Origin of the sequence: Pilimelia anulata, assembly GCF_014647895.1 — a bacterium.
In the GTDB taxonomy this organism is placed as follows: Bacteria; Actinomycetota; Actinomycetes; order Mycobacteriales; family Micromonosporaceae; genus Pilimelia; species Pilimelia anulata.
In genome coordinates, this window is the sequence record NZ_BMQB01000006.1 from 85,578 (window position 1) to 110,283 (window position 24,706).

Below are 24,706 nucleotides of genomic sequence, written 5' to 3' on the forward strand. Positions count from 1 at the left end.
AGGAGCGATGCGCGACCGCACCGCCGCGGCCCTGCGGGCCGGCGGCCTCGACCCGGCCGGGGTCGCCCGCCTGGTCGCCCGCACGCTGGACGAGGACCTCGGTACGCCGTGGCGCGACGTGACCTGCGAGGCGACCATCCCGGTCGACCAGCGGGACACCGCAGACGTGGTGGCCCGGGCCGACGGCGTGGTCGCCGGCCTCTGGGTCGCGGCCGCCGTCTTCGAGACCGTGGCCCCGGACGTGGCCGTCGAGCTGCGCGCCGCCGACGGCGACGCCGTGGCCCGCGGCGACGTCCTCGCCGTGGTCAGCGGCCCGACCCGGGCGCTGCTGGGCGCCGAGCGCAGCGCCCTGAACCTGCTCTGCCGCGCCGCCGGCGTCGCCACCCACACCCGCCGCTGGGCCGCGGCGCTGGACGGCAGCAAGGCCCGGGTGCTGGACACCCGCAAGACCACCCCCGGCCTGCGCGCGCTGGAGAAGTACGCGGTCCGGGTCGGCGGCGGCACCAACAAGCGGATGGGTCTGTACGACGTGGCCATGATCAAGGACAACCACAAGCTCGCCGCCGGCGGCGTGGGCGAGGCGTACCGGCGGGTCCGGGCGGCGTTCCCGGACGTGCCGGTGCAGGTGGAGGTCACCACGGTCGCCGAGGCGGTCGAGGCCGTCGGGGCGGGCGCCGACTTCCTGCTGGCCGACAACCTGCCGCCGGACCGGCTGCGCGAGGTGGTGGCCGCCGTCGGCGACCGGGCCGAGCTGGAGGCCACCGGCGGGCTGGTGCTGGCCGACGCCGCGGCGTACGCGGCCACCGGCGTCGACTACCTGTCGGTCGGCGGCCTGACCCACTCGTCGCCCATCCTGGACATCGCACTGGACCTGCGGGTACGGGGAGCCTGACGTGCTGCTCTGCATCGACATCGGCAACACCAACACCGTGCTGGCCACGTTCGCCGGCGAGAAGCTCGTGCACTCGTGGCGGATCAAGACCGACCCCGAGGCGACCCCGGACGAACTGAGCCTGCTGTACCGCGGCCTGCTCGCCGGCGACGCCGTCGAGATCACCGGGGTGTCCGCCTGCTCGACCGTGCCGAGCGCGCTGCGGGCGCTGCGCAAGATGTTCGAGAAGTACTACCCGCACGTACCGACGCTCGTCGTGGAGCCCGGCGTGCGGACCGGGGTGAAGCTGCTCATCGACAATCCGAAGGAGGTGGGCACCGACCGGGTCGTCAACACCCTCGCCGCATACACCCTGTACGGCGGCCCGTCGATCGTCGTGGACATCGGCACCACGAACACCTTCGACGTCATCAGCGCGCGCGGCGAGTTCCTCGGCGGCGCGTTCAGCCCCGGTATTCAGATCTCGTTCGACGCGCTCGCCGCCCGGGCCGCCCAGCTCCGCAAGGTCGAGCCGGCCGCGCCCGCCTCGGTGATCGGCAAGAACACCGTCGAATGCCTCCAGGCCGGCATGTACTTCGGGTACGCCGGCCTGGTCGACCGCATCATCGAGCGGATGGGCGCCGAGCTGGGCCCGCTGCGCGCGGTCATCGCGACCGGCGGGCTGGCCCCGGTGGTGCTGGACGAGTGCCGCTCGATCACCCACCACGAGCCGAACATCACCCTGATCGGGCTGCGCCTGGTGTACGACCGCAATCACCCCGCCGACGCCGGGCGCTGATCGGGTTGTAAGGGGTCGGGCGGGGTTGAGTAGGCTCGGGCGGTCCCCATTGACCCCGCCGGCGGCGCCCGGACCGCGCGACGCCGCCGCGGCCCGAGCCCGATGTGCGAGGAAGCCCCGTGACCGAACAGGCACCGCCGACCGCCGACGACGACCTGCCGGAGCAGCTCCGGATCCGGCGGGCCAAGCGGGACGAGCTGCTCGCCGAGGGCGTCAGCCCGTACCCGGTCGCCGTGCCGCGCACGACCACCCTGGCCGCCGTGCGGGCGGCGTACGCCGCGCTGCCGACCGACACCGCCACCGGCGACACGGTCTCGGTGACCGGCCGGGTGATCTTCGTACGGAACACCGGCAAGCTCTGCTTCGCCACGCTGCGTGAGGGCGACGGGACCGAGCTCCAGGCGATGCTGTCCCTGGACCGGGTCGGCGCCGACCGGCTCGCCGGCTGGAAGCGCCTGGTCGACCTGGGCGACCTGGTCTCGGTCACCGGCGAGGTGATCTCCAGCCGGCGCGGCGAGCTGTCCGTGCTGGCCGACCGCTGGGACCTCGCGGCCAAGGCGCTGCGGCCGCTGCCGGTGGCGCACAGGCCGCTCAGCGAGGAGGCCAGGGTCCGGCAGCGGTACGTCGACCTGATCGTCCGCCCGGCCGCCCGGGAGACCGTCCGGGCCCGGGCCGAGGTGGTCCGGACGCTGCGCGGGGTGCTGCACGAGCGGCAATTCGTCGAGGTCGAGACCCCGATGCTGCAAACCCTGCACGGGGGCGCGGCGGCCCGGCCGTTTGTCACGCACAGCAATGCGCTCGATACGGATCTTTATCTGCGGATCGCCCCGGAGCTATTCCTCAAGCGCTGCGTCGTGGGGGGCATCGAGCGGGTTTTCGAGATCAACCGTAACTTCCGCAACGAGGGCATCGACTCCACCCATTCGCCGGAGTTCGCCATGCTCGAGGCGTACGAGGCGTACGGCGATTACGACACGATGGCCGCGCTGACCAGGACGTTGGTCCAGGCGGCGGCCCATTCGCTGAGCGGTTCTCACGTCGTCACGCATGCCGACGGGACCGAGTACGACCTGGGCGGCGAGTGGGCCACCGTCACGTTGTACGGGTCGCTCTCGGCCGCGCTCGGCGAGGAGGTGACCCCGGTCACCCCGATGGCCGAGCTGGTCCGGTTCGCCGAGAAGCACGAACTGGCCGTCGACCCGAAGTGGGGCCCGGGGAAGCTGGCCGAGGAGCTGTTCGAGCACCTGGTCGCCCCGACCCTGCACGCGCCGACCTTCGTCCGGGACTATCCCGCCGAGACCAGCCCATTGACCCGGGCCCACCGGAGCGCGGCCGGGGTCACCGAAAAGTGGGACCTGTACGTCCTCGGGGGTGTCGAGTTGGCCACGGCCTACTCCGAGCTGGTCGACCCGGTCGAGCAGCGGGAGCGGTTCCGCGCCCAGGCTGAGCTGGCCGCCCGCGGGGACGCCGAGGCCATGCGCCAGGACGAGGACTACCTGCGGGCCATGGAGTACGGAATGCCGCCCGCCGGCGGTATGGGAATGGGAATCGACAGACTGATGATGGCCCTGACCGGCCTGGGAATTCGGGAAACCATCCTGTTCCCCCTGGTCCGGGCCGAGTAACCACCCCCGCCGGGGCGATCCTGCGCGCCCCGGCGAAACATGTTGCGGATCCCATTGACGCATCCGGCGGCTATTAGGATATTGTGCAGGGCATCACGCGTTCGACGTTCGTGGGCTTTAGCAGTTCGTGGGCCAATGATCGTGGAGAGTGATCGTTTGCTCACGCAATCGTTCACGGAGAGCGTCCGACCCACGCGAATGTGTCGGGAAATACAGTGCCGTGAGCGCGTACGAAGGCGTGCCCGGTCGCATGGTCCCTGGAAAGGTATCCGCAGTGGCAAAGCAGATCATCCACAAGCTCGTCGACGACATCGATGGCGGTGACGCCGACGAGACCGTGAAGTTCGCGCTCGACGGCGTCCAGTACGAGATCGACCTGTCCAAGCAGAACGCCGCCAAGATGCGCGACGCGCTGAAGAACTACGTCGCCAATGGCACCCGAATCGGGCGCGGCGGCGTGGTCGTCGGCGGCCGGGCCGCCCGCGGCCGCGGCGTCCCGCCGTCGGACCGGGAGCAGAACAAGGCGATCCGGGCGTGGGCCAAGAAGGAGGGCAAGGACATCTCCGACCGCGGCCGCATTCCGGCCGAGATCGTCGAGGAGTACAACGCGCGGGCCGGCCGCTGAGCCGGTTCCACCAGCACGCCGCCACGGGCGGCCGGGCGCTGCGGCGCCGGGCCGCCCGTGCTGCTTTCCGGGAGCGATTTCCGGGGACGGGCCGGCCCGGGTTCCCGGGCGGGCCGGGCCGGGTCCGGGGCCGCCGGCCGGGCCCGGCCGGCGTTGTCCACAGGCTGTGGACAACGGGCTGCGGCGCCGCCGCCCGGCGGGGTAATTTCGCTCTGCGCGTACAGCGGCCGCGCGGGGAAGCCCCGGCGCGGGCGCGCGGTTAGGGAAAACGTCCGCTCCGGCGCCCCGGCGGCGGCGCGGATCAGCAGGTAGCGCGTTCGTGTGGCCGGCAGGGTCGGCCAACGGCGATAGAGTGAACGGACACCGCCCCGGGGCATCGGGGCGGGGCGCCGACGGACCGGATCGATCCCGGCGCACGCCGCCGGCCGGCGGCGTGGCACGGCGCCGCGGGGCACACCCGGCGCGGACAGCGCCGAATGTCACGCGGCGCTCGGCACGGCACGTGAGGAGCACGAGGGATGTTCGAGCGGTTCACCGACCGAGCGCGGCGCGTTGTCGTCCTGGCCCAAGAAGAGGCCCGGATGCTCAACCACAACTACATCGGCACCGAGCACATCCTGCTCGGGCTGATCCACGAGGGCGAGGGCGTCGCCGCCAAGGCCCTCGAGAGCCTCGGCATCTCGCTGGAGGGCGTCCGCCAGCAGGTCGAGGAGATCATCGGCCAGGGCCAGCAGGCGCCGAGCGGGCACATCCCGTTCACCCCCCGGGCCAAGAAGGTGCTGGAGCTGTCGCTGCGCGAGGCGCTCCAGCTCGGCCACAACTACATCGGCACCGAGCACATCCTGCTCGGCCTGATCCGCGAGGGCGAGGGCGTCGCCGCGCAGGTCCTGGTGAAGCTGGGCGCCGACCTCAACCGGGTCCGGCAGCAGGTCATCCAGCTCCTCTCCGGGTACCAGGGCGGGAAGGAGCCGGCCGCCGCCGGCACCGCCACCGGGGAGGCGGGCGCGCCGTCGACCAGCCTGGTGCTGGACCAGTTCGGCCGCAACCTGACCCAGTCCGCCCGCGAGGGCAAGCTCGACCCGGTCATCGGGCGCGAGAAGGAGATCGAGCGGGTCATGCAGGTGCTGTCCCGCCGCACCAAGAACAACCCGGTGCTCATCGGCGAGCCCGGCGTCGGCAAGACCACGGTCGTCGAGGGCCTGGCCCAGAAGATCGTCAAGGGCGAGGTGCCCGAGACGCTGAAGGACAAGCAGCTCTACACCCTCGACCTGGGTGCCCTGGTTGCCGGCTCGCGGTACCGCGGCGACTTCGAGGAGCGCCTGAAGAAGGTGCTCAAGGAGATCCGCACCCGCGGCGACATCATCCTGTTCATCGACGAGATCCACACCCTCGTCGGGGCGGGCGCCGCCGAGGGCGCGATCGACGCGGCCAGCATCCTCAAGCCGATGCTCGCCCGCGGCGAGCTGCAGACGATCGGCGCGACCACGCTCGACGAGTACCGCAAGTACGTCGAGAAGGACGCGGCGCTCGAGCGCCGGTTCCAGCCGATCAACGTGCCCGAGCCGTCGGTGGCGCACACCATCGAGATGCTCAAGGGCCTGCGCGACCGGTACGAGGCGCACCACCGGATCACGATCACCGACGCGGCCCTGGTCGCGGCGGCGAACCTGGCCGACCGGTACATCTCGGACCGGTTCCTGCCGGACAAGGCGATCGACCTGATCGACGAGGCCGGCGCCCGGATGCGGATCCGCCGGATGACGGCGCCGCCGGACCTGCGCGACTTCGACGAGAAGATCGCCAACGTCCGCCGGGACAAGGAGTCCGCGATCGACGCGCAGGACTTCGAGAAGGCCGCCCAGCTCCGCGACGACGAGAAGCAGCTCCTCGGCCAGAAGTCGCAGCGGGAGAAGGAGTGGAAGGCCGGCGACCTGGACGTCGTCAGCGAGGTCGACGACGAGCAGATCGCCGAGGTCCTGGCGAACTGGACCGGCATCCCGGTGTACAAGCTGACCGAGGAGGAGACCGCCCGGCTGCTGCGCATGGAGGACGAGCTGCACAAGCGGATCGTCGGCCAGCTCGATGCGGTCCGCGCCGTCTCCAAGGCGATCCGCCGCACCCGGGCGGGCCTCAAGGACCCGAAGCGCCCGGCCGGCTCGTTCATCTTCGCCGGCCCGTCCGGCGTCGGCAAGACCGAGCTGACCAAGGCGCTGGCCGAGTTCCTCTTCGGCTCCGAGGAGGCGCTGATCCAGCTCGACATGTCGGAGTTCCACGACCGGTACACGGTGTCCCGCCTCGTCGGCGCGCCCCCCGGCTACGTGGGCTACGACGAGGGCGGCCAGCTCACCGAGAAGGTGCGCCGCCGGCCGTTCTCGGTGATCCTCTTCGACGAGATCGAGAAGGCCCACCCGGACGTCTTCAACACGCTGCTGCAGATCCTGGAGGACGGCCGCCTCACCGACGGCCAGGGCCGGATCGTGGACTTCAAGAACACGGTCATCGTCCTGACCACCAACCTGGGCACGCGCGACGTGGCCAAGGCGGTGTCGCTGGGCTTCCAGCAGTCCGAGGCGTCCGAGGCCAGCTACGAGCGGATGAAGACCAAGGTCACCGACGAGCTGAAGCAGCACTTCCGGCCCGAGTTCCTGAACCGGATCGACGACACGATCGTCTTCCCGCAGCTCGGCCAGGACGAGATCCTGCAGATCGTGGACATCATGATCGCCCGGATCGAGACCCAGCTCAGGAACAAGGACATGGGCCTGGAGCTGACCGACAGCGCCAAGAAGTACCTGGCGAAGAAGGGCTTCGACCCGGTGCTGGGCGCCCGGCCGCTGCGCCGGACGATCCAGCGCGACCTGGAGGACACCCTGTCCGAGCGCATCCTCTTCAACGAGCTGCGCCCCGGCCAGATCGTCATCGTGGACTGCGAGGGCGACCCCGACCAGGTGGAGAAGGCCAAGCTGGTCTTCCGCGGGGCGGACAAGACGTCCCCGGTACCGGAGACGATCCCCGCCGACCTGGCCGCCGACGCGGCCACCGCCGGCGGCCCGGCCAGCACCCCGCCGGAGGAGAAGGCCTCCTAGCCGGGCGGCGGAGAGCACGGGAACGGGCGGTCGGCGTCGAGCCGGCCGCCCGTTCCGCATCCGCGGCCCGGCGCCGGGGTCGGCAGGGCGGGGGTCAGGTCGGTAGGGCGTACCGGCCCGGGGTGGGGGAGACCACCAGGCCGTCGGTCAGGAGGCTGGCCAGGGCGCGGTCCCGCTGTACCGCGTCCGCCCACACCCCCGCCAGCGTCGCCGCCGGGACCGGGTCCACCGCCTCGCGCAGCACCGCGAGCAGCAGGCCGCGCACCTGCCGGTCCGTCCCCGCGTACGCCTGCGGCCGCCGGCTCGGCCCGGCCGGCAGCGCCCGGCCGCCCCGCCGCCAGGCGCACCGCCCGCGCACCGGGCAGGCCGGGCAGCGCGGCGCCCGCGCCGTGCACACCACCGCGCCCAGCTCCATGAACGCCGCGCTGGCCCGCGCCGCCACCCCCGGCGCGACCGGCAGCAGTGCCTCGGTCGCGGCCAGGTCGGCCCGGGTCGTGGTGGCGCCGCCGTCCGGCTCGCCGGCCACGCAGCGGGCCACGAACCGGCGCACGTTGGTGTCCACCACGGGGTGCCGCTGGCCGTACGCGAACGCCGCGACCGCGCGGGCGGTGTACGCGCCGATGCCGGGCAGCGCCAGCAGCACGTCGAGGTCGGCCGGTACCGCGCCGCCGTGCTCGGCGGTGATCGCCGCCGCGCAGGCGTGCAGCCGCATCGCCCGCCGCGGGTACCCGAGCCGCCCCCACGCCCGGATCGCCTCGGCCACCGGCTCGGCGGCGAGCGCCGCGGGCGCCGGCCACCGGTCCAGCCACTCGCGCCAGACCGGCAGCACCCGGCGGACCGGCGTCTGCTGGAGCATGATCTCGCTGACCAGGACGCCCCACGCGCCGGCGTCGGGCGCGCGCCAGGGCAGGTCCCGGGCGTGCGTGTCGTACCACGCCAGGGCCTCGTCGGCGACCGTCGGCATCCGTCGATTCCTTCCGCGGGCGCCGCGGCGGCGGGCCCGGCGCGGGCGCCCGGCCGACCCGGGGCGGGTCCACTCGTGGGGGAAGTGTCTGACTGAGACGTCGACAGTACTGCCGCCGGCCGGCCCGCCGGATGGCGGGCGGGAACGGCCGGCGCACCGGCGCGTCGTGGCCGTTCGGCTGGCGTGTCGCGGTTACGGTGAGGACATCATGCGAATGACGGTGGGCCCTCTGCCCTCCGCCGTCTACTGGCGGCGGCGCGCTGTCGTGCTCGGCGGCCTGGTGCTGCTGGCATTCATCCCGTACGCCGCGTGCAGTGCCGGCGAACCGGACAAGCCGACCGCGACCAGCGACAGCACCCGCACCGAGGAGCCGGGCATCGGCGGGGACCTCGGCAGCGCGGACCCGGGCGCGGTCGCGCCGTCCACGTCGGGCAACGCCGCCGGTACGCCCGGCCCCGCGGGCGCGGGCACCGGCAAGCCGACGCCGGCGGTCGCGCCGGTGCCGGGCGGCGCCCCGGCCGCGCCGACGCTGACCGCACCCTCCTGTACGGACACCGACCTGGCCCTGACGCCGGTACCGGACCGGGCCGGCGCGCCCGCCGGCACCGCGCTGTCGATCCGGCTGGTGGTGCAGAACGCGGCCACCCACTCGTGCGCCCGGGACCTGGGCGCGGACGCCCAGGAGCTGCGCATCGTCCGCGGCGCGGAGACGATGTGGTCGTCCGACCACTGCGCGACGGGCCGCAATCTGCCGAACGTCCGGACGATCCGGGCGGGGGAGCGGCTGGAGTACATGGTGACCTGGAACGGCCGATCCAGTACGCAGGGGCAGAAGTGCGGCAGCGGCGTCCCGATCGGGGCGATGCCGGCCGGCTCGTACGAGGTGATCGCCCGGGTGGGCACCAAGCTGAGCGCGCCGGTGGCGCTGCGCGTCGGCTGAGGCCGCGCGGCGGCACCCGGGTCGCTCCCGGGTGGGCCGGACGCCGATCCGGGGGCGTATCGGCGTTGTCGTAGACTCGCGCTGGTCGGTGCACGACCGCGCGGGAAGGCGGCCTCCGGACCCATGAATCTCGACAACGCTCGGCGTGGACGCATCGTCATGCTCGTCGACAACGGCGTTCTCGGCGATTCGCGGGTGCAGAAGACGGCCCGCTCCGCGGCCGAGCGCGGCTGGGACGTCACGCTGCTCGGCCGGTCGCTGACCGGCCAGCCGCAGGAGTGGTCGCTGGGCCCCGCGACCGTCCGGCTGCTGCCGATGCCGACCGCGATGGGCCGGCGCCGGCACGAGTTCCGGCGGGCCTGGCTGCGGTACCCGCTGGCGTACCCGCAGAACGGCATCGCCGCCCACCGCGCGGCGGTCGTCCAGTCCTGGCGGGCCGACCTGGACGTGCGCGCCGCGCAGCTCACCCTGGCCGAGCGCGCCGGCACCCCGGCCGAGCGGCTGCGCGGGGCGCGCCGGCGGATCCGGGCCGAGCGGGCGGCGGCGAAGCTGCTCGGCAAGTGGGTGTGGCTGCGCACCGGGATGCTCAAGCGGGCCCGGTCCCGGCGCAAGCTGACCGGCCCGTGGGACCGGCTGTACACGGTGTTCTGGCAGAGGGCGCTGGGCGACCGCGCGTGGCGCCGGCTGGAGCCGGGGCTGTGGGACTACGAGCGGGCGTACGCGGCCACGGTGGACGCCCTGGCCCCCGACCTGATCCACGCCAACGACTTCCGGATGCTCGGCGTCGGCGCCCGGGCGAAGATCCGCGCCGCTGCCCGCGGCCGCGACGTCAAGCTGGTCTGGGACGCGCACGAGTTCCTCCCCGGCGTGAAGCCGTGGCAGGACAACGCCCGCTGGCGGCCCGGCAACATGGCGCACGAGCGGGAGTACGCCCCGTACGCCGACGCGGTGATGACCGTCTCGCCCGCGCTGGGCGACCTGCTGCGCGCGGAGCACGAGCTGGCCGCGCAGCCGGCCGTGGTGCTCAACGCCCCGGCCGCCGACCACGCCCCGGCCGACGCCGGCCCGGCGCCGGACCTGCGCGCCCGCTGCGGCATCGGCGTGGCGACCCCGCTGGTCGTGTACAGCGGCGCGGCCGCCCCGCAGCGCGGCCTGGGCACGATGGTCGAGGCGCTGCCGGACCTGCCCGGCGTGCACACCGCGTTCGTGGTCAACCAGCCCGACGGCCACTACGTGACGTCGCTGGTCCGGCGGGCCGCCGAGCTGGGGGTGGCCGACCGGCTGCACGTGCTGCCGTACGTGCCGCACTACCACGTGGTGCCGTACCTGGCCGGGGCCGACGTGGGCGCGATCCCGATCCACCACTGGCCGAACCACGAGATCGCGCTGATCACGAAGTTCTTCGAGTACTCGCACGCCCGGCTGCCGCTGGTGGTCAGCGACGTGAAGACGATGGCGGAGACGGTCCGGGCGACCGGGCAGGGCGAGGTGTTCACGGCGGTGGACACGGCCGACTACGTTCGGGCGGTGTCGGCGGTGCTGGCCGACCCGGCGCGGTACCGGGCCGCGTACGCGACGCCGGGGCTGCTGGCCGGCTGGACCTGGGAGGCGCAGGTCGACACGCTGGACGAGCTGTATCGAGGGCTGCTGCCCGCCGCCGGGCGGGCCGCCGGGGTGCCCGCTGGTCGGGCCGAGAGCACGGGCGAGGGCTGAGTGGCGCAACCGGATGTGACGGTGGTCGTCGCCGTCTACAACACGATGCCGTACCTGACCCGGTGCCTGGAGTCCCTGGTGAACCAGAGCATCGGGGCGGACCGCATGGAGGTCATCGCGGTCGACGACGGGTCCACCGACGGCAGCGGGGCGGAGCTGGACCGGTTCGCCGCCCGGTACCCCGAGCTGGTCCGGGTCCGCCACCAGCCGAACTCCGGCGGCCCGGCCGAGCCGAGCAACCGCGCGCTGGAGGAGGCCACCGGCCGGTACGTGCTGTTCGTCGGCGCGGACGACTACCTGGGCCCGCAGGCGCTGTACCGGATGGTCGCGATGGCCGACCGCAGCGGCGCCGACGTGACCCTGGGCCGGGTGGTCGGGGTGAACGGCCGGTACGTGGACCAGCAGATCTTCGAGCGCAACGCCGACGACGTGGACCTGTACGACTCGGCGCTGCCGTGGTCGCTGGCCAACACGAAGCTGTTCCGCCGGGCGCTGCTGGACAAGTACGAGCTGCGCTTCCCGACCGACATGCCGATGCTCAGCGACCAGCCGTTCACGCTGGAGGCGATGGTCCGGGCGGAGCGGATCGCGGTGGTCGCCGACTACGCCTGCTACTACGCGGTCCGCCGGCTGGACTTCAGCAACATCACCTTCAAGCCGCGGCGCAGCGACGTGAAGCTGGACTGCGTCGGCAAGCTGATGGACTTCGTCGCCGAGCTGATCCCGGCGGGCCCGAAGCGGGACGCGATCCTGCTCCGGCACTTCCGCTGGGAGGTGGCGACGCTGATCGGCCGCGACTTCCCGAACCAGGACGCGGCGACCCAGCGGCGCATCCACGAGGGCGTGCGCCACCTGGCCGACCGGTACCTGACCGACGGGCTGCGCGAACGGCTGTTCGTGCCGGAGCGGGTCCGGATCGCGTACGCCCAGCACACGCCCCTGGCGGAGCTGCTGGCGTTCCTGCGGGTGCAGCAGGACGAGGCCGACCCGCCGCTGGTGGTCGACGGCGGGCGGGAGTACGTCGCGTACCCCGGCTTCCGCGACCCGCGGCTGCGGCTGCCGGACGACGTGTTCGCGCTCAGCCCGGCGATGGCCGTGGACTGGCTGGCCCGGCTGGACACGGTCGGCCTGAGCTGGGCCGGCGGCCGGACCGGCCGGCTTACCGTGCACGCGCACAGCACCCGGCGGCAGCTCGCCGACCTGCCGCGCGGTGACCTGAGCATCCGGGCCGGCGACGCCCGGGCCACCGTGCTGGCGGACGCCGACGAGGCCGGTACCCGTGTGCGTGGTTCGTTCCAGTTCACCGACTTTTTTGATGAATCGTCCCACCTGGGCAGCGTGCGGGTCGTTGAAGCCAGCGTCACCGTCGCCGGCCGCACCGGTACCGCCGGGCTGCGCGCCCCACGCGGCCTCGGCGCCCGGCGGGTCCTGCACCGCCGCGGCGCCCGCCTGTACGTCGTCACGCTCACCGCGAACCACCACGGCCGCCTGGTCGTCGCCATCGCCCCGGTCACGCCCGGTCGGGTGATCCGCCGGCTGATCAGCCGGTCCCGAGGAGGAAAACCATGAAGATCTGTGTCGTCGCGCTCGGAAAGATCGGCCTGCCGCTCGCCGTGCAGTTCGCCGCCAAGGGGCACGAGGTCGTCGGCGCCGACGTGTCGGAGCGCGTCGTCGCCCTGGTCAACGAGGGCACCGCGCCCTTCCCCGGCGAGACCGACCTGGACGTCACCCTCAAGCGGGCGGTCGAGGCCGGCACGATGCGCGCGACCACGGACACCGCCGCCGCCGTCGCCGGGTCCGAGGCCGTCGTCGTCGTGGTGCCGCTGTTCGTGGACGCCGACGGGGTACCGGACTTCGGCTGGATGGACGCCGCCACCCAGGCCATCGCCAAGGGCCTGCGCCCCGGCACCCTGGTCAGCTACGAGACCACCCTGCCCGTCGGCACCACCCGCAACCGCTGGGCGCCGATGCTGGAGCAGGGCTCGGGCCTGACCGCCGGCACCGACTTCCACCTGGTGTTCAGCCCCGAGCGGGTGCTCACCGGCCGGGTCTTCGCCGACCTGCGCAAGTACCCCAAGCTGGTCGGCGGCATCGACGAGGGCTCCACCGCCCGCGGCCTCGCCTTCTACGAGCAGGTGCTCGACTTCGACGCCCGCGACGACCTGCCGAAGCCCAACGGCGTGTGGAACATGGGCAACGCCGAGGCCGCCGAGCTGGCCAAGCTGGCCGAGACCACGTACCGGGACGTCAACATCGGCCTGGCCAACCAGTTCGCCCGCTACGCCGACACGATCGGCGTGGACGTCAACACCGTGATCGACGCCTGCAACAGCCAGCCGTACAGCCACATCCACCGGCCCGGCATCGCCGTCGGCGGCCACTGCATCCCGGTGTACCCGCGGCTGTACCTGTGGAACGACCCGGCCGCGACGGTCGTCCGCGCGGCCCGCGAGGCCAACGCGGAGATGCCGGAGTACGCGGTGCAGCTCCTCGCCGACGCGTACGGCGACCTGACCGACGCCGAGGTGCTGGTGCTGGGCGCCGCGTACCGGGGCGGGGTGAAGGAGACCGCGTTCTCCGGGGTGTTCCCGACGGTCGCGGCGCTGCGGGCCCGCGGGGCGCAGCCGTACGTGTCGGACCCGATGTACACGCCGGAGGAGCTGGCCGCGCTCGGGCTGCCGGCGTACTCGGGGCAGCCGGTGACGGCGGTGGTGGTGCAGGCGGACCACGCGGAGTACCGGACGCTGGGCCTGAAGGACCTGCCGGGCGTACGGGTGATCGTGGACGGCCGCCGGGTCACCGACCCGGACCGCTGGACCGGCGCCCACCACGAGGTCATCGGCGGCTGAAACGTCCTTGCCGCCATGCCTGCACAGCCGCCGGAGTGCAGGCATGGCGGCGGTGACCATTCGGAACGTTCCCGACGACGTGTACCACGCGCTGGCCGGCCGGGCCGCTCGGAGCGGCAGGTCGCTACAGGAGTACCCCATCCACGAACCGGCGGGCCTCCTGACCGACCGCGACGCCAACCGCCCCTGACCGCCCCTTCGGCCGCCGAGCTGCGTGCGCGCCTTCGGCCACGGGTGATCAGCGGGCGACGGCCAGCTTGTACAGGGCGGTGAGCTGGGCGTTCGCCGCGTGCGTCAGCGCCACCGGGTCCACGTTGGCCGCCGTGTCGCAGGCCCGGTGGTAGCACCCGTCGTACGGCTGCCCGGCCGTCCCGCCCCACTTGCCCGCCTGCGCCTCCGTCTTCTTCGCCCCCGCGCCGCCGTTCACCCCGGTCGCCGGCAGCCCGGCCGTGTCGAAGCCGACGTTGTCCGAGCGCCGGGCCAGCTCCACGCTCTCCTCGACCGGTACGCCCCTGGCGTCGTAGTACTCGCGGAACAGCGTCCCCAGCGGCGTGGCCGGGTTGTTGACGAAGTAGCCGCCGTTGGGCGAGCCGACCATCTCGAAGTTCAGGTACCCCTTGATCCGCGCCCGGGCGGCGGCGTCGAGCCCGCGCACGTAGTGCAGCGACCCGACCATCCCCGGCTCCTCGTCGCCCCAGAACGCGAACCGGACCCGCGCGGCCAGCGCCGGCTTCCGCTCGGCGAGCACCAGCGCGGTCTCCAGGACGGTCGCCACCGCCGCCGCGTTGTCGTTGAGGCCGGGCGTGGTCGAGACGCTGTCCAGGTGGGCGCCGAACAGGTAGAGCCGCTGCGGGTCGCCGCCGGTACTGTCGGCGAACAGGTTGACGCCCTTGCACTTCGGCGGGCAGCCCTGCGTGCTCACCTCGTAGCCGGCGGCGCGCAACGCCCCGGCGACGTGCTGGCGCAGCGCCACCTCGCCGGGGCTGCCGGTCAGCCGGTGGCCGCCGTTCTCCGCGGTGATCCGGGCGAACGTGGCCAGGTGCGCCCGCAGCGATTCCAGCGTGATCGTCGGGATGTCGGCCGGCGCGGGCCGCGCCGCGGCCGGGGCGGCGGCGCCTGTCAGGAGCAGGGCTATCGCCATCGGTACGGCGCTGCGGCGCATGGGTGGACCTCCCGCGGGTATGCCGCGACGGTATGGCCGCCCGGCGCCGCCGGACAACGTGCGGACCGGTTTCGTGGCCGGTCCGTTGCCCGCTATGCGCGGCAGCCCGCCGGCGGCTATGACCCGGCGGCGGCGAGCAGTGCGGGCGGGCGGTCCGAGGCCGGCCAGACGTACGGGAGGCCGGGCGGGGTGTCGGCGAACCGGTCGCCGTAGTGCGCCGGGTCCTTGGTCAGCAGCGACGACCGGTGGCTGCGGTGGAACTCCTCGTCGCCGAGCCACGGCGGCAGGTCGCCGGCCGCCGCCAGCTCCGCCCGGGTCCGCACCGCCGCCGGCCCGCCGGCCGCGACCAGGTCGGCCGCGAGCGTCCCGGCGCAGGTGTCGGCCCGCCCGGTCGCGCACCACACGGCGCACATGTCGAGGCCGTACCGGACCAGCGCCTCCTCGTACCCGGACCACATCTTGACCGCCGGGTGGTGCCGCCAGCCGTACCCCGGCACGGTCAGGCCGCGCAGCACCTGGATGGTCTCCACCCGCTGCTTGCCCAGGCGCCGCTGGTCGAGCGCCAGCGCGCTGTCCCGGAAATCGGGGTACGGCAGGAACGTCTGCATCCTCCCGTTCTACCCCGTACCGCCGGCGGCCACGCCCCTCAGCGGGCAGGCGGGGCGGCCGGGTCGCGGGAGATCACGTTGCCCTTCTCGTCCACCCAGCCGCGCGGCCGGGCCGGGTTGCCGGCGACGAGCTGGTACGGCGCCACGTCCTTGGTGACCACCGAGCCGGCGGCGACCATCGCGTACTCGCCGACGGTGATCCCGCAGATCAGGGTGGCGTTGGCGCCGATCGACGCGCCGCGCCGGACCAGCGTCGGGGTGATCTCCCAGTCGGGGTTCTGCGCCCGCGGGCGGAAGTCGTTGGTGAACACCGCGCACGGGCCGACGAAGACCTCGTCCTCGATCGTCACGCCCCGGTACACCGACACGTTGTTCTGGATCTTCACCCGGTCGCCGACGACGGCGCCCGCGTCGACGTAGACGTTGCGGCCGATCACGCAGTCCGCGCCGATCGTGGCCGTGGACCGCACGTGCGCGATGTGCCAGATCTTCGTGCCGGCGCCGACGGCGGCCCCGGACTCGACGTCCGCGCTCGGGTGGGCAAAGAAGTCCATCGGCTCGCTCTCTACTTGTTCATGTAGGACTCGTACTCGCGGCACACGTCGGCCGTCGGGCCGTCCGCGCGGATCAGGCCGCTCTCCAGCCAGATCGTCCGCTCGCAGGTGGTCTTGATCGTGCCGATCGCGTGGCTGACCAGGAACACCGTCCCGGCCTCGGCCCGCAGCTCGCGCACCCGCCCCTCGCTGCGCCGGCGGAACCGGGCGTCGCCGGTGGCCAGCGCCTCGTCGATGAGCAGTACGTCGTGCTTCTTGGCCGCCGCGATCGAGAAGCGCAGCCGGGCGGACATGCCGGAGGAGTACGTGCGCATCGGCAGCGAGGAGAAGTCGCCCCGGTCGTTGATCCCGGAGAACTTGATGATCTCCGGCGTCCGGACCTTGACCTCCTCGGGCGACATGCCCATGGCCAGGCAGCCCAGCGCCACGTTGCGCTCGCCGGTGAGGTCGTTCTGCAGCGCGGCGTTGACCCCGAGCAGCGACGGCTGCCCCTGGGTGTAGATGTGGCCGCGCTCGACCGGGAGCAGGCCGGCGATGGCCCGCAGGATCGTCGACTTGCCGGAGCCGTTGGAGCCGATCAGGCCGATGGCCTCGCCCCGGTACGCGGTGAAGTTCACGCCCTTGACCGCGTGCACCTCGGTGACGTTCGGCGCCCGCTTGCCGGTGACCAGCCGGCGCAGGCCGGCGACCGGGGTGTTGCCGGTCGCGCTGCCGGCGCCGTGCACCCGGTAGACGATGTGCACGTCGTCCACGATCACGGTGGGGATGCGCTCGCCGTCGCTGGTGGTCGCCGCGTCGGCGGCGGTGCTGGCCTCAACCACGTCCGTACTCCTGTTCGCCGCGCCAGAAGTAGACGAAACCGCCGAGCCCGACCAGCAGGGTCCAGCCCCCGGCCACCAGCCAGGTGACGCCGATCTCGTTGGTCAGCGGGACTTCCTCCATCATCGCGTGCCGGATCAGCTCGATGTACGCCAGCAGGGGGTTGAAGCCGACCAGCTCGCGGGCCCACGGCGGGAGGTGGTTGGCGAAGAGGGTCACGCTGTACAGGACGCCGGAGCCGTACATCCAGGTCCGCAGGATGAACGGCATGACCTGCCGCAGGTCCGTGAGCTTCGCGCCCAGCCGGGCCATCGCCAGGGCCAGCCCGGCGTTGAAGATGGACTGGAGCAGCAGCGCCGGGACGACCAGCAGCCACTGCGCGGTGATCCGCTCGCCGGTCACCAGCATGATCCCGGACAGCACCAGCATCGAGGCGATGATGTGCTGGAACTGCACCATCGTCAGCGCCAGCGGCAGGCTGGCCCGGGGGAAGTGCAGCGCCCGGATCAGGCCGAGGTTGCCGCTGATCGCCGACAGCCCGGCGCTGACCACGGCCGAGGTGAAGGTGAAGAGGAAGATCCCGGCGCACAGGTACCCGATGAAGTTCTTCATGCCGTGCCCCGCGTGCAGGATCACGCCGAAGATCAGGTAGTACACGAGGGCGTTCGTGACCGGCGTCAGGACCTGCCAGATCCGGCCGAGCTTGGCGGTGGAGAACTGGGCGATGACCCGGGCGTTGGCGTAGGCGGTGATGAAGTGCCGGTACGCCCAGAGCTGCCGGGTGTAGGCGAGGAGGCCGGGTCGCGCGCCGGCGACCCCGAGGCCGTGCCGGGCGGCGAGCGCGGCGGCGCCGGGCTCGGTTCGCGTCCCGGCGGTTACCGCCGTTTCGGCCATAGGGGTGGCGCTCCGATCTTCGTGGCTGGTGGGGCGCATGACTCAGGGTACGGGGTGCGGCCCGTCCCGGGTCCCCCCACCGTAGGGCATCGGCCCGTCGAGACGCAACCGTAGCGTCGTTACGCTATAGTGCGTACGTGGCGATCACCGAGAACCGACGTCCCTCCGGCACCGGCCGGGCCCCGGCGGGCGCCGCGGTGCTCCGCGACGAGGTCACCACGGCGATCCGCGGCGCGGTCATGAAAGAGCTGGCCGACGTCGGGTACGGGCGGCTCTCCATCGAGGCCGTGGCCCGCCGCGCCGGCGTCGGCAAGACCGCGATCTACCGCCGCTGGCCGTCGAAGCTGGACATGGTCATCGAGATCGTCTCGGCCATCGCCGGGCAGCGGCTGCCGCTGCCGGACACCGGCACCCTCCGCGACGACCTGCGGGTACTGCTCCAGGCCCTCGCCCTGGGCCTGCGCCACCCGCTCGCCTCGCAGATCATCCCCGACCTGCTCGCCGAGGCCGCCCGCACGCCGCAGATCGCCGAGACGCTGCTGGACACGCTGCGGACCCACCAGCGCGACATCGCCGCCCGGATCGTCGGCCGGGCCGTCGAGCGCGGCGAGCTGCCGGCGGCGGCGTCGACCGAGCTTGCCGTCGACCTCATCCTCGGGCCGCTGTACTGGCGGGCCGCGATCGTCCGCACCCCGATCGCGCCCGCGTACCTCGACTCGCTCGCCGACGCCGTCGTTGTATCCCTGGGCGGCCGCGTCCGCACCGAACCGTAACCATTACCACCTGACCTGCGGGAACAGCCTGCGGCTACGCTGGCACGGCCCGCACCACCAGCGAAGGAGAGCCCATGTCCGGGCAGCACAACGAGTTCATCCCGCCGGCCAAGCCGGTGATCGGCGAGGCCGAGATCGAGGCCGCCGTGCGGGTCCTGCGCAGCGGGATGGTCGTCCAGGGGCCCGAGGTCGCGGCGTTCGAGCAGGAGTTCAGCGCGCTGGTCGAGGGGCGGCACTGCATCGCGGTCAACTCCGGCACCTCGGCGCTCCAGCTCACCCTGCTGGCGCTCGGCTACGGCCCCGGCGACGAGGTCATCGTCCCGTCCTTCTCGTTCGCCGCCTCGGGCAACGCGATCCGGCTGGTCGGCGCCACCCCGGTCTTCGTGGACATCGAGCCGGACAGCTTCTGCCTCGACCCGGCCGCCGTCGCCGCCGCGGTCACCCCGCGGACCGTCGCGATCATGCCCGTCCACCTGTACGGCCACCCGGCCGCCATGGACCGGATCATGGAGATCGCCGCCAAGCACGGCCTCGGCGTGGTCGAGGACGCGGCCCAGGCGCACGCCGCCGCCCTCGCCGGCACGCCGGTCGGCGCGTGGGGCACCGCCGGCTGCTTCAGCTTCTACCCGACCAAGAACATGCACAGCCTCGAGGGCGGCATGATCACCACCGCCGACGCCGGGCTCGCCCGCACGCTGCGGCTGCTGCGCAACCAGGGCATGGAGCAGCGGTACGCCAACGAGGTCGTCGGCGCCAACATGCGGCTCACCGACGTGGCCGCCGCGATCGGCCGCGAGCAGCTCAAGCAGCTCCCCGGCTGGACCAAGCAGCGCCAGGCCAACGCCGCGTACCTGGACGAGCACATCACCACCGCCGTCACCCCGCCGGTGGCCGAGGGCGCAACCCACGTGTACCACCAGTACACCGTCCGGGTGTCCGGCGACCGGGACGCGTTCCAGGCGTCGTTGAAGGAGAAGGGGATCGGCAACGCGGTCTACTACCCGACGCCGATCCACCGGCTGCTGCCGTACCTGGTCGACGGCAAGCCGGGCCCGTGGGACCTGCCGGAGACCGAGAAGGCCGCCCGCGAGGTCGTCTCGCTGCCGGTCCACCCGGCCCTGACCACCGCGCAGCTCGGCCGCATCGCCGCCGGCGTCAACGCGAGCGCCTGACCCGCCGTACCGAATTCGAAGGAGTACCGCATGACCACCACCCTCCGTGCCGGCCTGATCGGGCTGGGCGCGATGGGCCGCAACCACGCCCGCGTCCTGTCCCGGCTCGACGGCGTGGAGCTGGTCGGCATCATGGACCCGGCCGGCGACCCCCAGAATGCCGCCCCGGCGCCCGTCGTGGCCTCGCTGGAGGAGCTGCTCGCGCTCAACCTCGACTACGCGATGGTCGCGTGCCCGACCGCGCTGCACGAGAAGATCGGCCTGGCGCTCGCCGACGCCGGCGTGTGCGCGCTGATCGAGAAGCCGCTGGCGCAGAACGTGGACGCCGCCCGCCGGCTGGTGGACGCGTTCGAGCGCAAGGGGCTGGTGGCCGGGGTCGGCCACATCGAGCGGTACAACCCGTCGCTGCAGAGCCTGCGGCAGCGGCTGGAGTCCGGCGACCTCGGCGACATCTACCAGGTCACCACCCGCCGGCAGGGCCCGTTCCCGCACCGGATCGCCGACGTCGGCGTGGTGATGGACCTGGCCACCCACGACGTCGACCTGACGGCCTGGGTGACCGGCAAGGAGTACCGCGCGGTATCGGCCCGGACGGTGTCCCGCTCCGGCCGCCCGCACGAGGACATGGTGGCCGCGACCGCCCAGCTCAGCGACGGCCTGATGGTCAACCACCTGGTCAACTGGCTGAGCCCGCTCAAGGAGCGGCAGACGGTCGTCACCGGCGAGCGCGGCTGCTTCGTCGCCGACACGCTGACCGCCGACCTGACCTTCTACGCCAACGCGGCGATCGACACCGAGTGGGAGGCGCTGCGCAACTTCCGCGGCGTCGCCGAGGGCGACATGGTCCGGTTCGCGATCCCGAAGCGGGAGCCGCTGCTGGTCGAGCACGAGCGGTTCCGGGACGCCGTGGACGGCAAGGAGAGCGGGATCGTCACGCTGCGCCAGGGCCTGCGGACGGTCGAGGTGTGCGGGGCGATCCTGGAGTCGGCCCGCGAGGGGATCACGGTGGACTGCGCCCCCGCGTAACCCGCCCGGCCGCACCCGCGTGAGAGGGTGCCCGCGTCGCCGCCGACCCGGTGGCCGCGGGCGCCCTCTTTGGCTATGTATCAATAAATGCGACATATACATGTCCATGTAGCCATGCGTTGATCTTCGGTAAAGCGCCTGTTCAGCGGCTATACAGTGGAATGTGACGCCGATTATGGGCGTTCTCTTCCTCTTTGCCCAGTGGTACGTTCCGTGGCCGAACGCTGGCCGCGGTGGGGATGCAGGGTGTCGATCGCACTCGATAGGATCTGACCACAGACGACCCGGACTCATCCGTGCGCGTCCCCGAGCGGCATCCGTCAGGGCCGATGCGGTCCGACCGGTGGGCCACCGGGTACGCGCCCGCGATCGCGTACATGGAGGAGCCCTGCACATGGCCGTGACGTCAGCACGGCGGGTGGCCGTCCTCACCCCGTGGTACCCGACCCGGCAACAGCCGTTCGGCGGCACCTTCGTCGAGGCGATGGTCCGCGCGGTGGCCCCCGGCTGCGACGAGATCGCGCTGCACCACTTCGACTCCTGGGGCGCGGCCATGACGATCGCGACCGAGTCCGCGGTGCTGGCCGCCCAGGACGCGCTCAGACCGGACCTGCCGGCCACGGTCGGCCGGGTCGCCAACGCCACCGTCGGGTACCACCCGGTGCCGGTCGTGTCCCGGTCCGGGCGCCCGCGCATCTCCCGGCTGCACGCCGAGGCGATGCGCCGCGCGTTCGGCGGGCCCATCCCCGCCCCGGTCGTGCACGCCCACGTCGGGACCCCGACCGCCTGGGCCGCGCTGCAGAACCTGGCCCCCGGCGCCGAGCTGTACGTCACCGAGCACATGTCCTTCCTCGCCGACATCCTCGCCGAGCCGGAGAGCCGCGCGATGTACGGCGAGGTGCTGGCCGGCTGCACCAAGCTGTTCGCCGTCGGGCAGGTCCTCGTCGACCAGCTCCTCGACGCCTTCCCGGAGCACGCCGGCAAGATCGTGATCGTGCCGAACCCGGTGGAGTTCGGGCCGGAGCGCGCGGAGCCCGTCCGGGAGCTGCTGCGCTGGCTGTACGTCGGCTCGTTCATCGAGCGCAAGGCCGTGCACCTCATCGTGGAGGCGTTCGCCGCCTGCCGGGCCGACGACCCCCGGCTCACCCTGACCCTGGTCGGCGCGGTCGGCGACAGCACCCGGCTGCACGACCTGGCCGCGAGCCTCGGCGTCGCCGACGCCGTCACCTTCACCGGCGCCGTCCCGCACGCCGAGTCGCTGCGCCTGATGGGCACCCACGATCTGCTGCTGCACGCGAGTCGCTGGGAGACCTTCGGGATGACCCCGGTCGAGGCGATCAGCGCCGGCACCCCGGTCGTCGTCACCCGCTGCGGCGGCCCGGAGGAGACCCTGGCCGACGTCGTGGACGTCGCCGGCGAGCTGGTCGCCGTCGAGGACACGGCCGGCTCGCTCATCGCCGGCTACCGGCGCCTGCGCGACCGGTTCGACACCCGGATCGACCTGGCCGAGGCCCGGCGGCGGCTGGTCGCCCGGTACGGCCCCGCCGCCGTCGCGGCGCACCACCACCACCACTGGTTCGGCGACCCGGCCCCGGCCGACCGCCCGGCGGCCGTGCCGCCGCAGCGGCGCGCCGCCGACGCGCCCGTCACGCCGGGGGTGACCGCGTGAGGGTCCTGATCGTGGCGCTCGGCGCCGCCCGCCGGACGGCCGCCCGGGCCGAGGCCGAGGCCGTCCGCGCCGCGGGCGGCGAGGCGAGCCTGTTCACCCACGAGCCCGGCGCCTGGACGCACGAGCTGGCCGCGGCCGGCTTCCCGGTGCACTTCCGGCGGGAGCTGCTGTGGGCGGGGCACTGGCCGCAGTGGATCGCCCGGCTGCTGGTCTGGCGGATCCCGCTGTTCCTGCTGCACCGCCCGGCCGTCGGTCCGCTGCGCGCGCCGCTGCGCCGGCTCGGGCGGGCGTACCAGCGGCGGATCGCGTTCCCGGTGCAGCGCCGGCTCGTCGACCGGGTGCACCGCCGGCTCTGGCCGGCCGCGGCCGCCCGGCTGTTCGCCGCGCACGTCGCCGCCGGTGGGTACGATGCGATCATCGCGGCCGACCCGCACGCCATCCTGCTCCTGCACGACGCCGTCCGGGCGGACGCCGCCGCGCGGCGCCGGGCCCGGATCGCCTACAGCTTCGACCACCTGGCCGTACGGGGTGACGCGTGAACCGCCGCCTGCTCTTCCTGGGCTTCTTCCTCCCGCCGTCGCGGGCCAGCGGCGTGTACCGCACCCGGGCGATGGTCAACCGGCTGGCCCGCGAGGGCTGGGACGTCACCGCGCTGGGCGCGCCGCTGGAGTTCCTGCGCGACGTGGTCCGGTCGACCGACGACAGCCTGCTCGCCACGCTCGACCCGCGGGTCCGGATCGAGCGCCCGCCGCTGGACACGTACGTCTGGGAGAAGGACCTGCGGCGGTACGGCCGGCTGCGCCGGTTCCTGCCCAAGGTCGCCAAGCGCCGGTACGAGGTCGTCAGCAACCTCAACTTCCCCGAGCACTACGGCTCCTGGGGCTGGTCGTGCGTCCGCGCCGGCCTCAAGCTGCACCGCGAGCGCCCGTTCGACGCCGTCGTCGCCACCGGCAACCCGTACGCGACGTTCGCCGCCGCGCACACCCTGCACCGGCTGCGCGGCATCCCGTACGTGATCGACTTCCGCGACTCGTGGACGCTGGACCAGTTCGGCGACACCGTGAAGTACCCGCCGAACCACCCGGCCTGCCGCTGGGAGCGGCGGGCGATGGGCCGCGCGGCGAGCTCGGTGTTCGTCAACGAGTGCACCCGGCAGTGGTACGCCGAGCGGTACCCGGCCGTCGCCGACCGCACGATGGTCGTGCCCAACGGCTGGGACCCGGACCTGCTCGACCTCAGCGGCCTCGCCGACGGCGCGGGCGCGCCGGCGGACCGGCCGCTGCGGCTGGGCTTCCTCGGCACGCTCACCGACCGGATGCCGATCGGCGAGCTGGTCGCGGCGTTCGGCGCCGCCCGCGGCGCGCCCGAGCTGGCCGGCGCGACCCTGGACCTGTACGGGCACCTGGGGTTCACGCCGAACGCGGTGGCCGCGCTGCGCGAGCTGCTCGGCCTGCCCGACGGCGCCGACGAGACGCCCGGCGGGATCCGGTACCGCGGCCCGGTCAGCAAGACCGAGGTCGCCGGCTTCTACCGGGACAGCGACGTGCTGGTGTTCCTCGCCGGCGGCTCGCGCTACGTCACCTCGGGGAAGATCTTCGAGTACATGGCCGCCGGCCGGCCGATCGTGTCGGTGCACGCGCCGGGGATCGCCGCCGAGGACGTGCTGTCGGGGTACCCGCTGTGGTTCACCGCGAACAGCCTGGAGCCGGGCGCGCTGGCCGGGGCGATGCGCGCGGCGGCCGACGCCGCCCGCACGGCTCCGCCGGCGCTGCGGGCGGCGGCGCGGGAGTGGGCGGTCCGGTACCAGCGGGACCGGCTGCTCGACCCGTTCGCCACCCGGCTGGCCGAGATCGTGGACGGCCGCCCGCTCACCCCGGCGGCGGCGCCGAGCGCGCCCGTGCGGGTCGGGGAGCCGGTCTGATGGCGGCGCCGGTGGTGTACCTGTCGTTCGTCATCGAGCCGCGCGAGGCGGTGAAGCTGGCGGTCGCGCAGCTCCTGGACGACGGCCACGACGTGATCCTCGTCACGATGCGGGCTGAGGCGTGGGCGGACCTGGCCGCGCGGCCGGGACTGCGCGTGTTCGACATCGGCGCGGCCGAGTACCGGCACCCCGCCCGGGCTGGACTTTTGTCCATTGTGGACCGCAGGCCGCGGCGGGTGCTGCGCGGGCTCGCCGCCGCGACCGCGCGCCGCCGCGGCGTCTCGGCGGCCGTCGGCGGGTTCGAGCGCGGGTACGGCAAGCTGACCGGGGCGTTCGACCGGTACGTCTACCTGCGCGGGTACCGGCTGTTCCGCCCGTACGTGCTGGCCCGGCTGGCCGACCGCGCGGTCGGCCGGCTGCTCCCGCCGGAGGTGCGGCTGATCGTCGCGGCGGACAGCCTCGCCGTGAATTACGGCCACTGGCTCGCCCGGCGGTACCCGGCGGCGGTCGCCAGCGCCGATTACCACCGGCGCCCGGACCCGGCCCCGGCGGCGGGCTGAGCCGCCGCGGAGCGTGACCGACCCGCCGGCGGGGGGCCGCCCGGCGCGCGTTGACTGATCCATATCGATCGGTGAT

The 24,706-nt window shown here is 73.4% G+C and carries 23 protein-coding genes; 17 read left to right on the forward strand and 6 right to left on the reverse strand.

Annotated elements, in window-relative coordinates:
* Nucleotides 1–7 precede the first annotated feature (7 nt).
* The 5 genes from nadC to IEY94_RS14590 all read left to right on the forward strand — a co-directional run bounded on the left by nadC (nt 8) and on the right by IEY94_RS14590 (nt 7,006).
* On the forward strand, nt 8–892 hold the full coding sequence (gene nadC, locus IEY94_RS23590; protein ID WP_229784035.1) for a carboxylating nicotinate-nucleotide diphosphorylase: 885 nt from the start codon (nt 8–10) through the stop codon (nt 890–892).
* Between the two features lies 1 nt (nt 893).
* Nucleotides 894–1,670 (forward strand): type III pantothenate kinase, encoded by a 777-nt coding sequence (locus IEY94_RS14575; protein WP_189170720.1) that lies wholly within the window; start codon nt 894–896, stop codon nt 1,668–1,670.
* Between the two features lie 119 nt (nt 1,671–1,789).
* Complete coding sequence (gene lysS / locus IEY94_RS14580; RefSeq protein ID WP_189170721.1) at nt 1,790–3,295, forward strand: lysine--tRNA ligase; 1,506 nt, start codon at nt 1,790–1,792, stop codon at nt 3,293–3,295.
* Between the two features lie 274 nt (nt 3,296–3,569).
* A complete protein-coding gene (locus tag IEY94_RS14585) occupies nt 3,570–3,920 on the forward strand; it encodes a histone-like nucleoid-structuring protein Lsr2 (RefSeq protein ID WP_189170722.1) in 351 nt (116 codons plus the stop codon).
* Between the two features lie 518 nt (nt 3,921–4,438).
* Nucleotides 4,439–7,006, forward strand: a complete 2,568-nt coding sequence (locus IEY94_RS14590) for an ATP-dependent Clp protease ATP-binding subunit (RefSeq protein WP_189170723.1) — start codon at nt 4,439–4,441, stop codon at nt 7,004–7,006.
* Between the two features lie 94 nt (nt 7,007–7,100).
* On the opposite strand, the gene IEY94_RS14595 is transcribed toward IEY94_RS14590, so the two are convergent.
* Nucleotides 7,101–7,970, reverse strand: coding sequence for an HhH-GPD family protein (locus IEY94_RS14595; RefSeq protein WP_189170724.1), 870 nt, complete (start codon nt 7,968–7,970; stop codon nt 7,101–7,103).
* Between the two features lie 220 nt (nt 7,971–8,190).
* Here IEY94_RS14595 and IEY94_RS14600 point away from each other — a divergent pair, with 220 nt between their 5' ends.
* The 5 genes from IEY94_RS14600 to IEY94_RS14620 all read left to right on the forward strand — a co-directional run bounded on the left by IEY94_RS14600 (nt 8,191) and on the right by IEY94_RS14620 (nt 13,662).
* Nucleotides 8,191–8,910, forward strand: a complete 720-nt coding sequence (locus IEY94_RS14600) for a RodZ family helix-turn-helix domain-containing protein (RefSeq protein WP_189170725.1) — start codon at nt 8,191–8,193, stop codon at nt 8,908–8,910.
* Nucleotides 8,911–9,069: 159 nt separating this feature from the next.
* The gene (locus IEY94_RS14605; protein WP_189170969.1) at nt 9,070–10,623 is read left to right on the forward strand and encodes a glycosyltransferase family 4 protein; all 1,554 of its coding nucleotides are present in this window, start codon (nt 9,070–9,072) and stop codon (nt 10,621–10,623) included.
* Complete coding sequence (locus IEY94_RS14610; protein ID WP_189170726.1) at nt 10,624–12,192, forward strand: glycosyltransferase family 2 protein; 1,569 nt, start codon at nt 10,624–10,626, stop codon at nt 12,190–12,192.
* Nucleotides 12,189–13,472 carry a nucleotide sugar dehydrogenase gene (locus tag IEY94_RS14615; RefSeq protein WP_189170727.1) on the forward strand — a complete coding sequence of 428 codons (1,284 nt, stop codon included), beginning with the start codon at nt 12,189–12,191 and terminating at the stop codon, nt 13,470–13,472. The genes IEY94_RS14610 and IEY94_RS14615 overlap by 4 nt, the downstream gene beginning before the upstream one ends.
* 52 nt (nt 13,473–13,524) lie before the next feature.
* Complete coding sequence (locus IEY94_RS14620) at nt 13,525–13,662, forward strand: FitA-like ribbon-helix-helix domain-containing protein (RefSeq protein WP_189170728.1); 138 nt, start codon at nt 13,525–13,527, stop codon at nt 13,660–13,662.
* 48 nt (nt 13,663–13,710) lie between these two features.
* On the opposite strand, the gene IEY94_RS14625 is transcribed toward IEY94_RS14620, so the two are convergent.
* The 5 genes from IEY94_RS14625 to IEY94_RS14645 form a co-directional block, all read right to left on the reverse strand.
* Nucleotides 13,711–14,634 (reverse strand): M28 family peptidase, encoded by a 924-nt coding sequence (locus IEY94_RS14625; RefSeq protein ID WP_189170729.1) that lies wholly within the window; start codon nt 14,632–14,634, stop codon nt 13,711–13,713.
* 116 nt (nt 14,635–14,750) lie between these two features.
* Nucleotides 14,751–15,242 carry an MSMEG_6728 family protein gene (locus IEY94_RS14630; protein ID WP_189170730.1) on the reverse strand — a complete coding sequence of 164 codons (492 nt, stop codon included), beginning with the start codon at nt 15,240–15,242 and terminating at the stop codon, nt 14,751–14,753.
* A gap of 38 nt (nt 15,243–15,280) precedes the next feature.
* On the reverse strand, nt 15,281–15,796 hold the full coding sequence (locus IEY94_RS14635) for an acyltransferase (RefSeq protein WP_189170731.1): 516 nt from the start codon (nt 15,794–15,796) through the stop codon (nt 15,281–15,283).
* Nucleotides 15,797–15,807: 11 nt separating this feature from the next.
* Nucleotides 15,808–16,617, reverse strand: coding sequence for an ABC transporter ATP-binding protein (locus tag IEY94_RS14640; RefSeq protein ID WP_189170732.1), 810 nt, complete (start codon nt 16,615–16,617; stop codon nt 15,808–15,810).
* Nucleotides 16,610–17,509: an ABC transporter permease gene (locus IEY94_RS14645; protein ID WP_189170733.1), complete on the reverse strand. Its 900-nt coding sequence runs from the start codon at nt 17,507–17,509 to the stop codon at nt 16,610–16,612. Before IEY94_RS14645 ends, IEY94_RS14640 begins: the two co-directional genes overlap by 8 nt.
* 137 nt (nt 17,510–17,646) lie before the next feature.
* On the opposite strand from IEY94_RS14645, the gene IEY94_RS14650 reads away from it, so the two are divergent.
* From IEY94_RS14650 to IEY94_RS14680, 7 genes are all read left to right on the forward strand, one after another.
* The gene (locus IEY94_RS14650; RefSeq protein WP_229783903.1) at nt 17,647–18,282 is read left to right on the forward strand and encodes a TetR/AcrR family transcriptional regulator; all 636 of its coding nucleotides are present in this window, start codon (nt 17,647–17,649) and stop codon (nt 18,280–18,282) included.
* Between the two features lie 74 nt (nt 18,283–18,356).
* Nucleotides 18,357–19,454 carry a DegT/DnrJ/EryC1/StrS family aminotransferase gene (locus IEY94_RS14655; protein ID WP_189170734.1) on the forward strand — a complete coding sequence of 366 codons (1,098 nt, stop codon included), beginning with the start codon at nt 18,357–18,359 and terminating at the stop codon, nt 19,452–19,454.
* A gap of 30 nt (nt 19,455–19,484) precedes the next feature.
* Complete coding sequence (locus IEY94_RS14660) at nt 19,485–20,480, forward strand: Gfo/Idh/MocA family protein (RefSeq protein WP_189170735.1); 996 nt, start codon at nt 19,485–19,487, stop codon at nt 20,478–20,480.
* 394 nt (nt 20,481–20,874) lie between these two features.
* Nucleotides 20,875–22,149 carry a glycosyltransferase gene (locus tag IEY94_RS14665; RefSeq protein ID WP_189170736.1) on the forward strand — a complete coding sequence of 425 codons (1,275 nt, stop codon included), beginning with the start codon at nt 20,875–20,877 and terminating at the stop codon, nt 22,147–22,149.
* Entirely contained in the window at nt 22,146–22,688 is a 543-nt protein-coding gene (locus IEY94_RS14670; protein WP_189170737.1) for a hypothetical protein, read from the forward strand. Before IEY94_RS14665 ends, IEY94_RS14670 begins: the two co-directional genes overlap by 4 nt.
* Nucleotides 22,685–24,070, forward strand: coding sequence for a glycosyltransferase (locus IEY94_RS14675; RefSeq protein WP_229783905.1), 1,386 nt, complete (start codon nt 22,685–22,687; stop codon nt 24,068–24,070). The genes IEY94_RS14670 and IEY94_RS14675 overlap by 4 nt, the downstream gene beginning before the upstream one ends.
* Nucleotides 24,070–24,630: a hypothetical protein gene (locus tag IEY94_RS14680; RefSeq protein ID WP_189170738.1), complete on the forward strand. Its 561-nt coding sequence runs from the start codon at nt 24,070–24,072 to the stop codon at nt 24,628–24,630. Before IEY94_RS14675 ends, IEY94_RS14680 begins: the two co-directional genes overlap by 1 nt.
* Nucleotides 24,631–24,706: the final 76 nt, after the last annotated feature.

Excerpts from the sequence above, each read along its gene's own strand:
- nadC (WP_229784035.1), top strand. The coding sequence starts at position 8 with ATGCGCGACCGCACCGCCGCGGCCCTGCGGGCCGGCGGCCTCGACCCG.
- IEY94_RS14590 (WP_189170723.1), top strand. The coding sequence starts at position 4,439 with ATGTTCGAGCGGTTCACCGACCGAGCGCGGCGCGTTGTCGTCCTGGCC.
- IEY94_RS14595 (WP_189170724.1), bottom strand. The coding sequence starts at position 7,970 with ATGCCGACGGTCGCCGACGAGGCCCTGGCGTGGTACGACACGCACGCC.
- IEY94_RS14605 (WP_189170969.1), top strand. The coding sequence starts at position 9,070 with ATGCTCGTCGACAACGGCGTTCTCGGCGATTCGCGGGTGCAGAAGACG.
- IEY94_RS14615 (WP_189170727.1), top strand. The coding sequence starts at position 12,189 with ATGAAGATCTGTGTCGTCGCGCTCGGAAAGATCGGCCTGCCGCTCGCC.
- IEY94_RS14625 (WP_189170729.1), bottom strand. The coding sequence starts at position 14,634 with ATGCGCCGCAGCGCCGTACCGATGGCGATAGCCCTGCTCCTGACAGGC.
- IEY94_RS14630 (WP_189170730.1), bottom strand. The coding sequence starts at position 15,242 with ATGCAGACGTTCCTGCCGTACCCCGATTTCCGGGACAGCGCGCTGGCG.
- IEY94_RS14635 (WP_189170731.1), bottom strand. The coding sequence starts at position 15,796 with ATGGACTTCTTTGCCCACCCGAGCGCGGACGTCGAGTCCGGGGCCGCC.
- IEY94_RS14645 (WP_189170733.1), bottom strand. The coding sequence starts at position 17,509 with ATGGCCGAAACGGCGGTAACCGCCGGGACGCGAACCGAGCCCGGCGCC.
- IEY94_RS14655 (WP_189170734.1), top strand. The coding sequence starts at position 18,357 with ATGTCCGGGCAGCACAACGAGTTCATCCCGCCGGCCAAGCCGGTGATC.
- IEY94_RS14660 (WP_189170735.1), top strand. The coding sequence starts at position 19,485 with ATGACCACCACCCTCCGTGCCGGCCTGATCGGGCTGGGCGCGATGGGC.
- IEY94_RS14665 (WP_189170736.1), top strand. The coding sequence starts at position 20,875 with ATGGCCGTGACGTCAGCACGGCGGGTGGCCGTCCTCACCCCGTGGTAC.
- IEY94_RS14680 (WP_189170738.1), top strand. The coding sequence starts at position 24,070 with ATGGCGGCGCCGGTGGTGTACCTGTCGTTCGTCATCGAGCCGCGCGAG.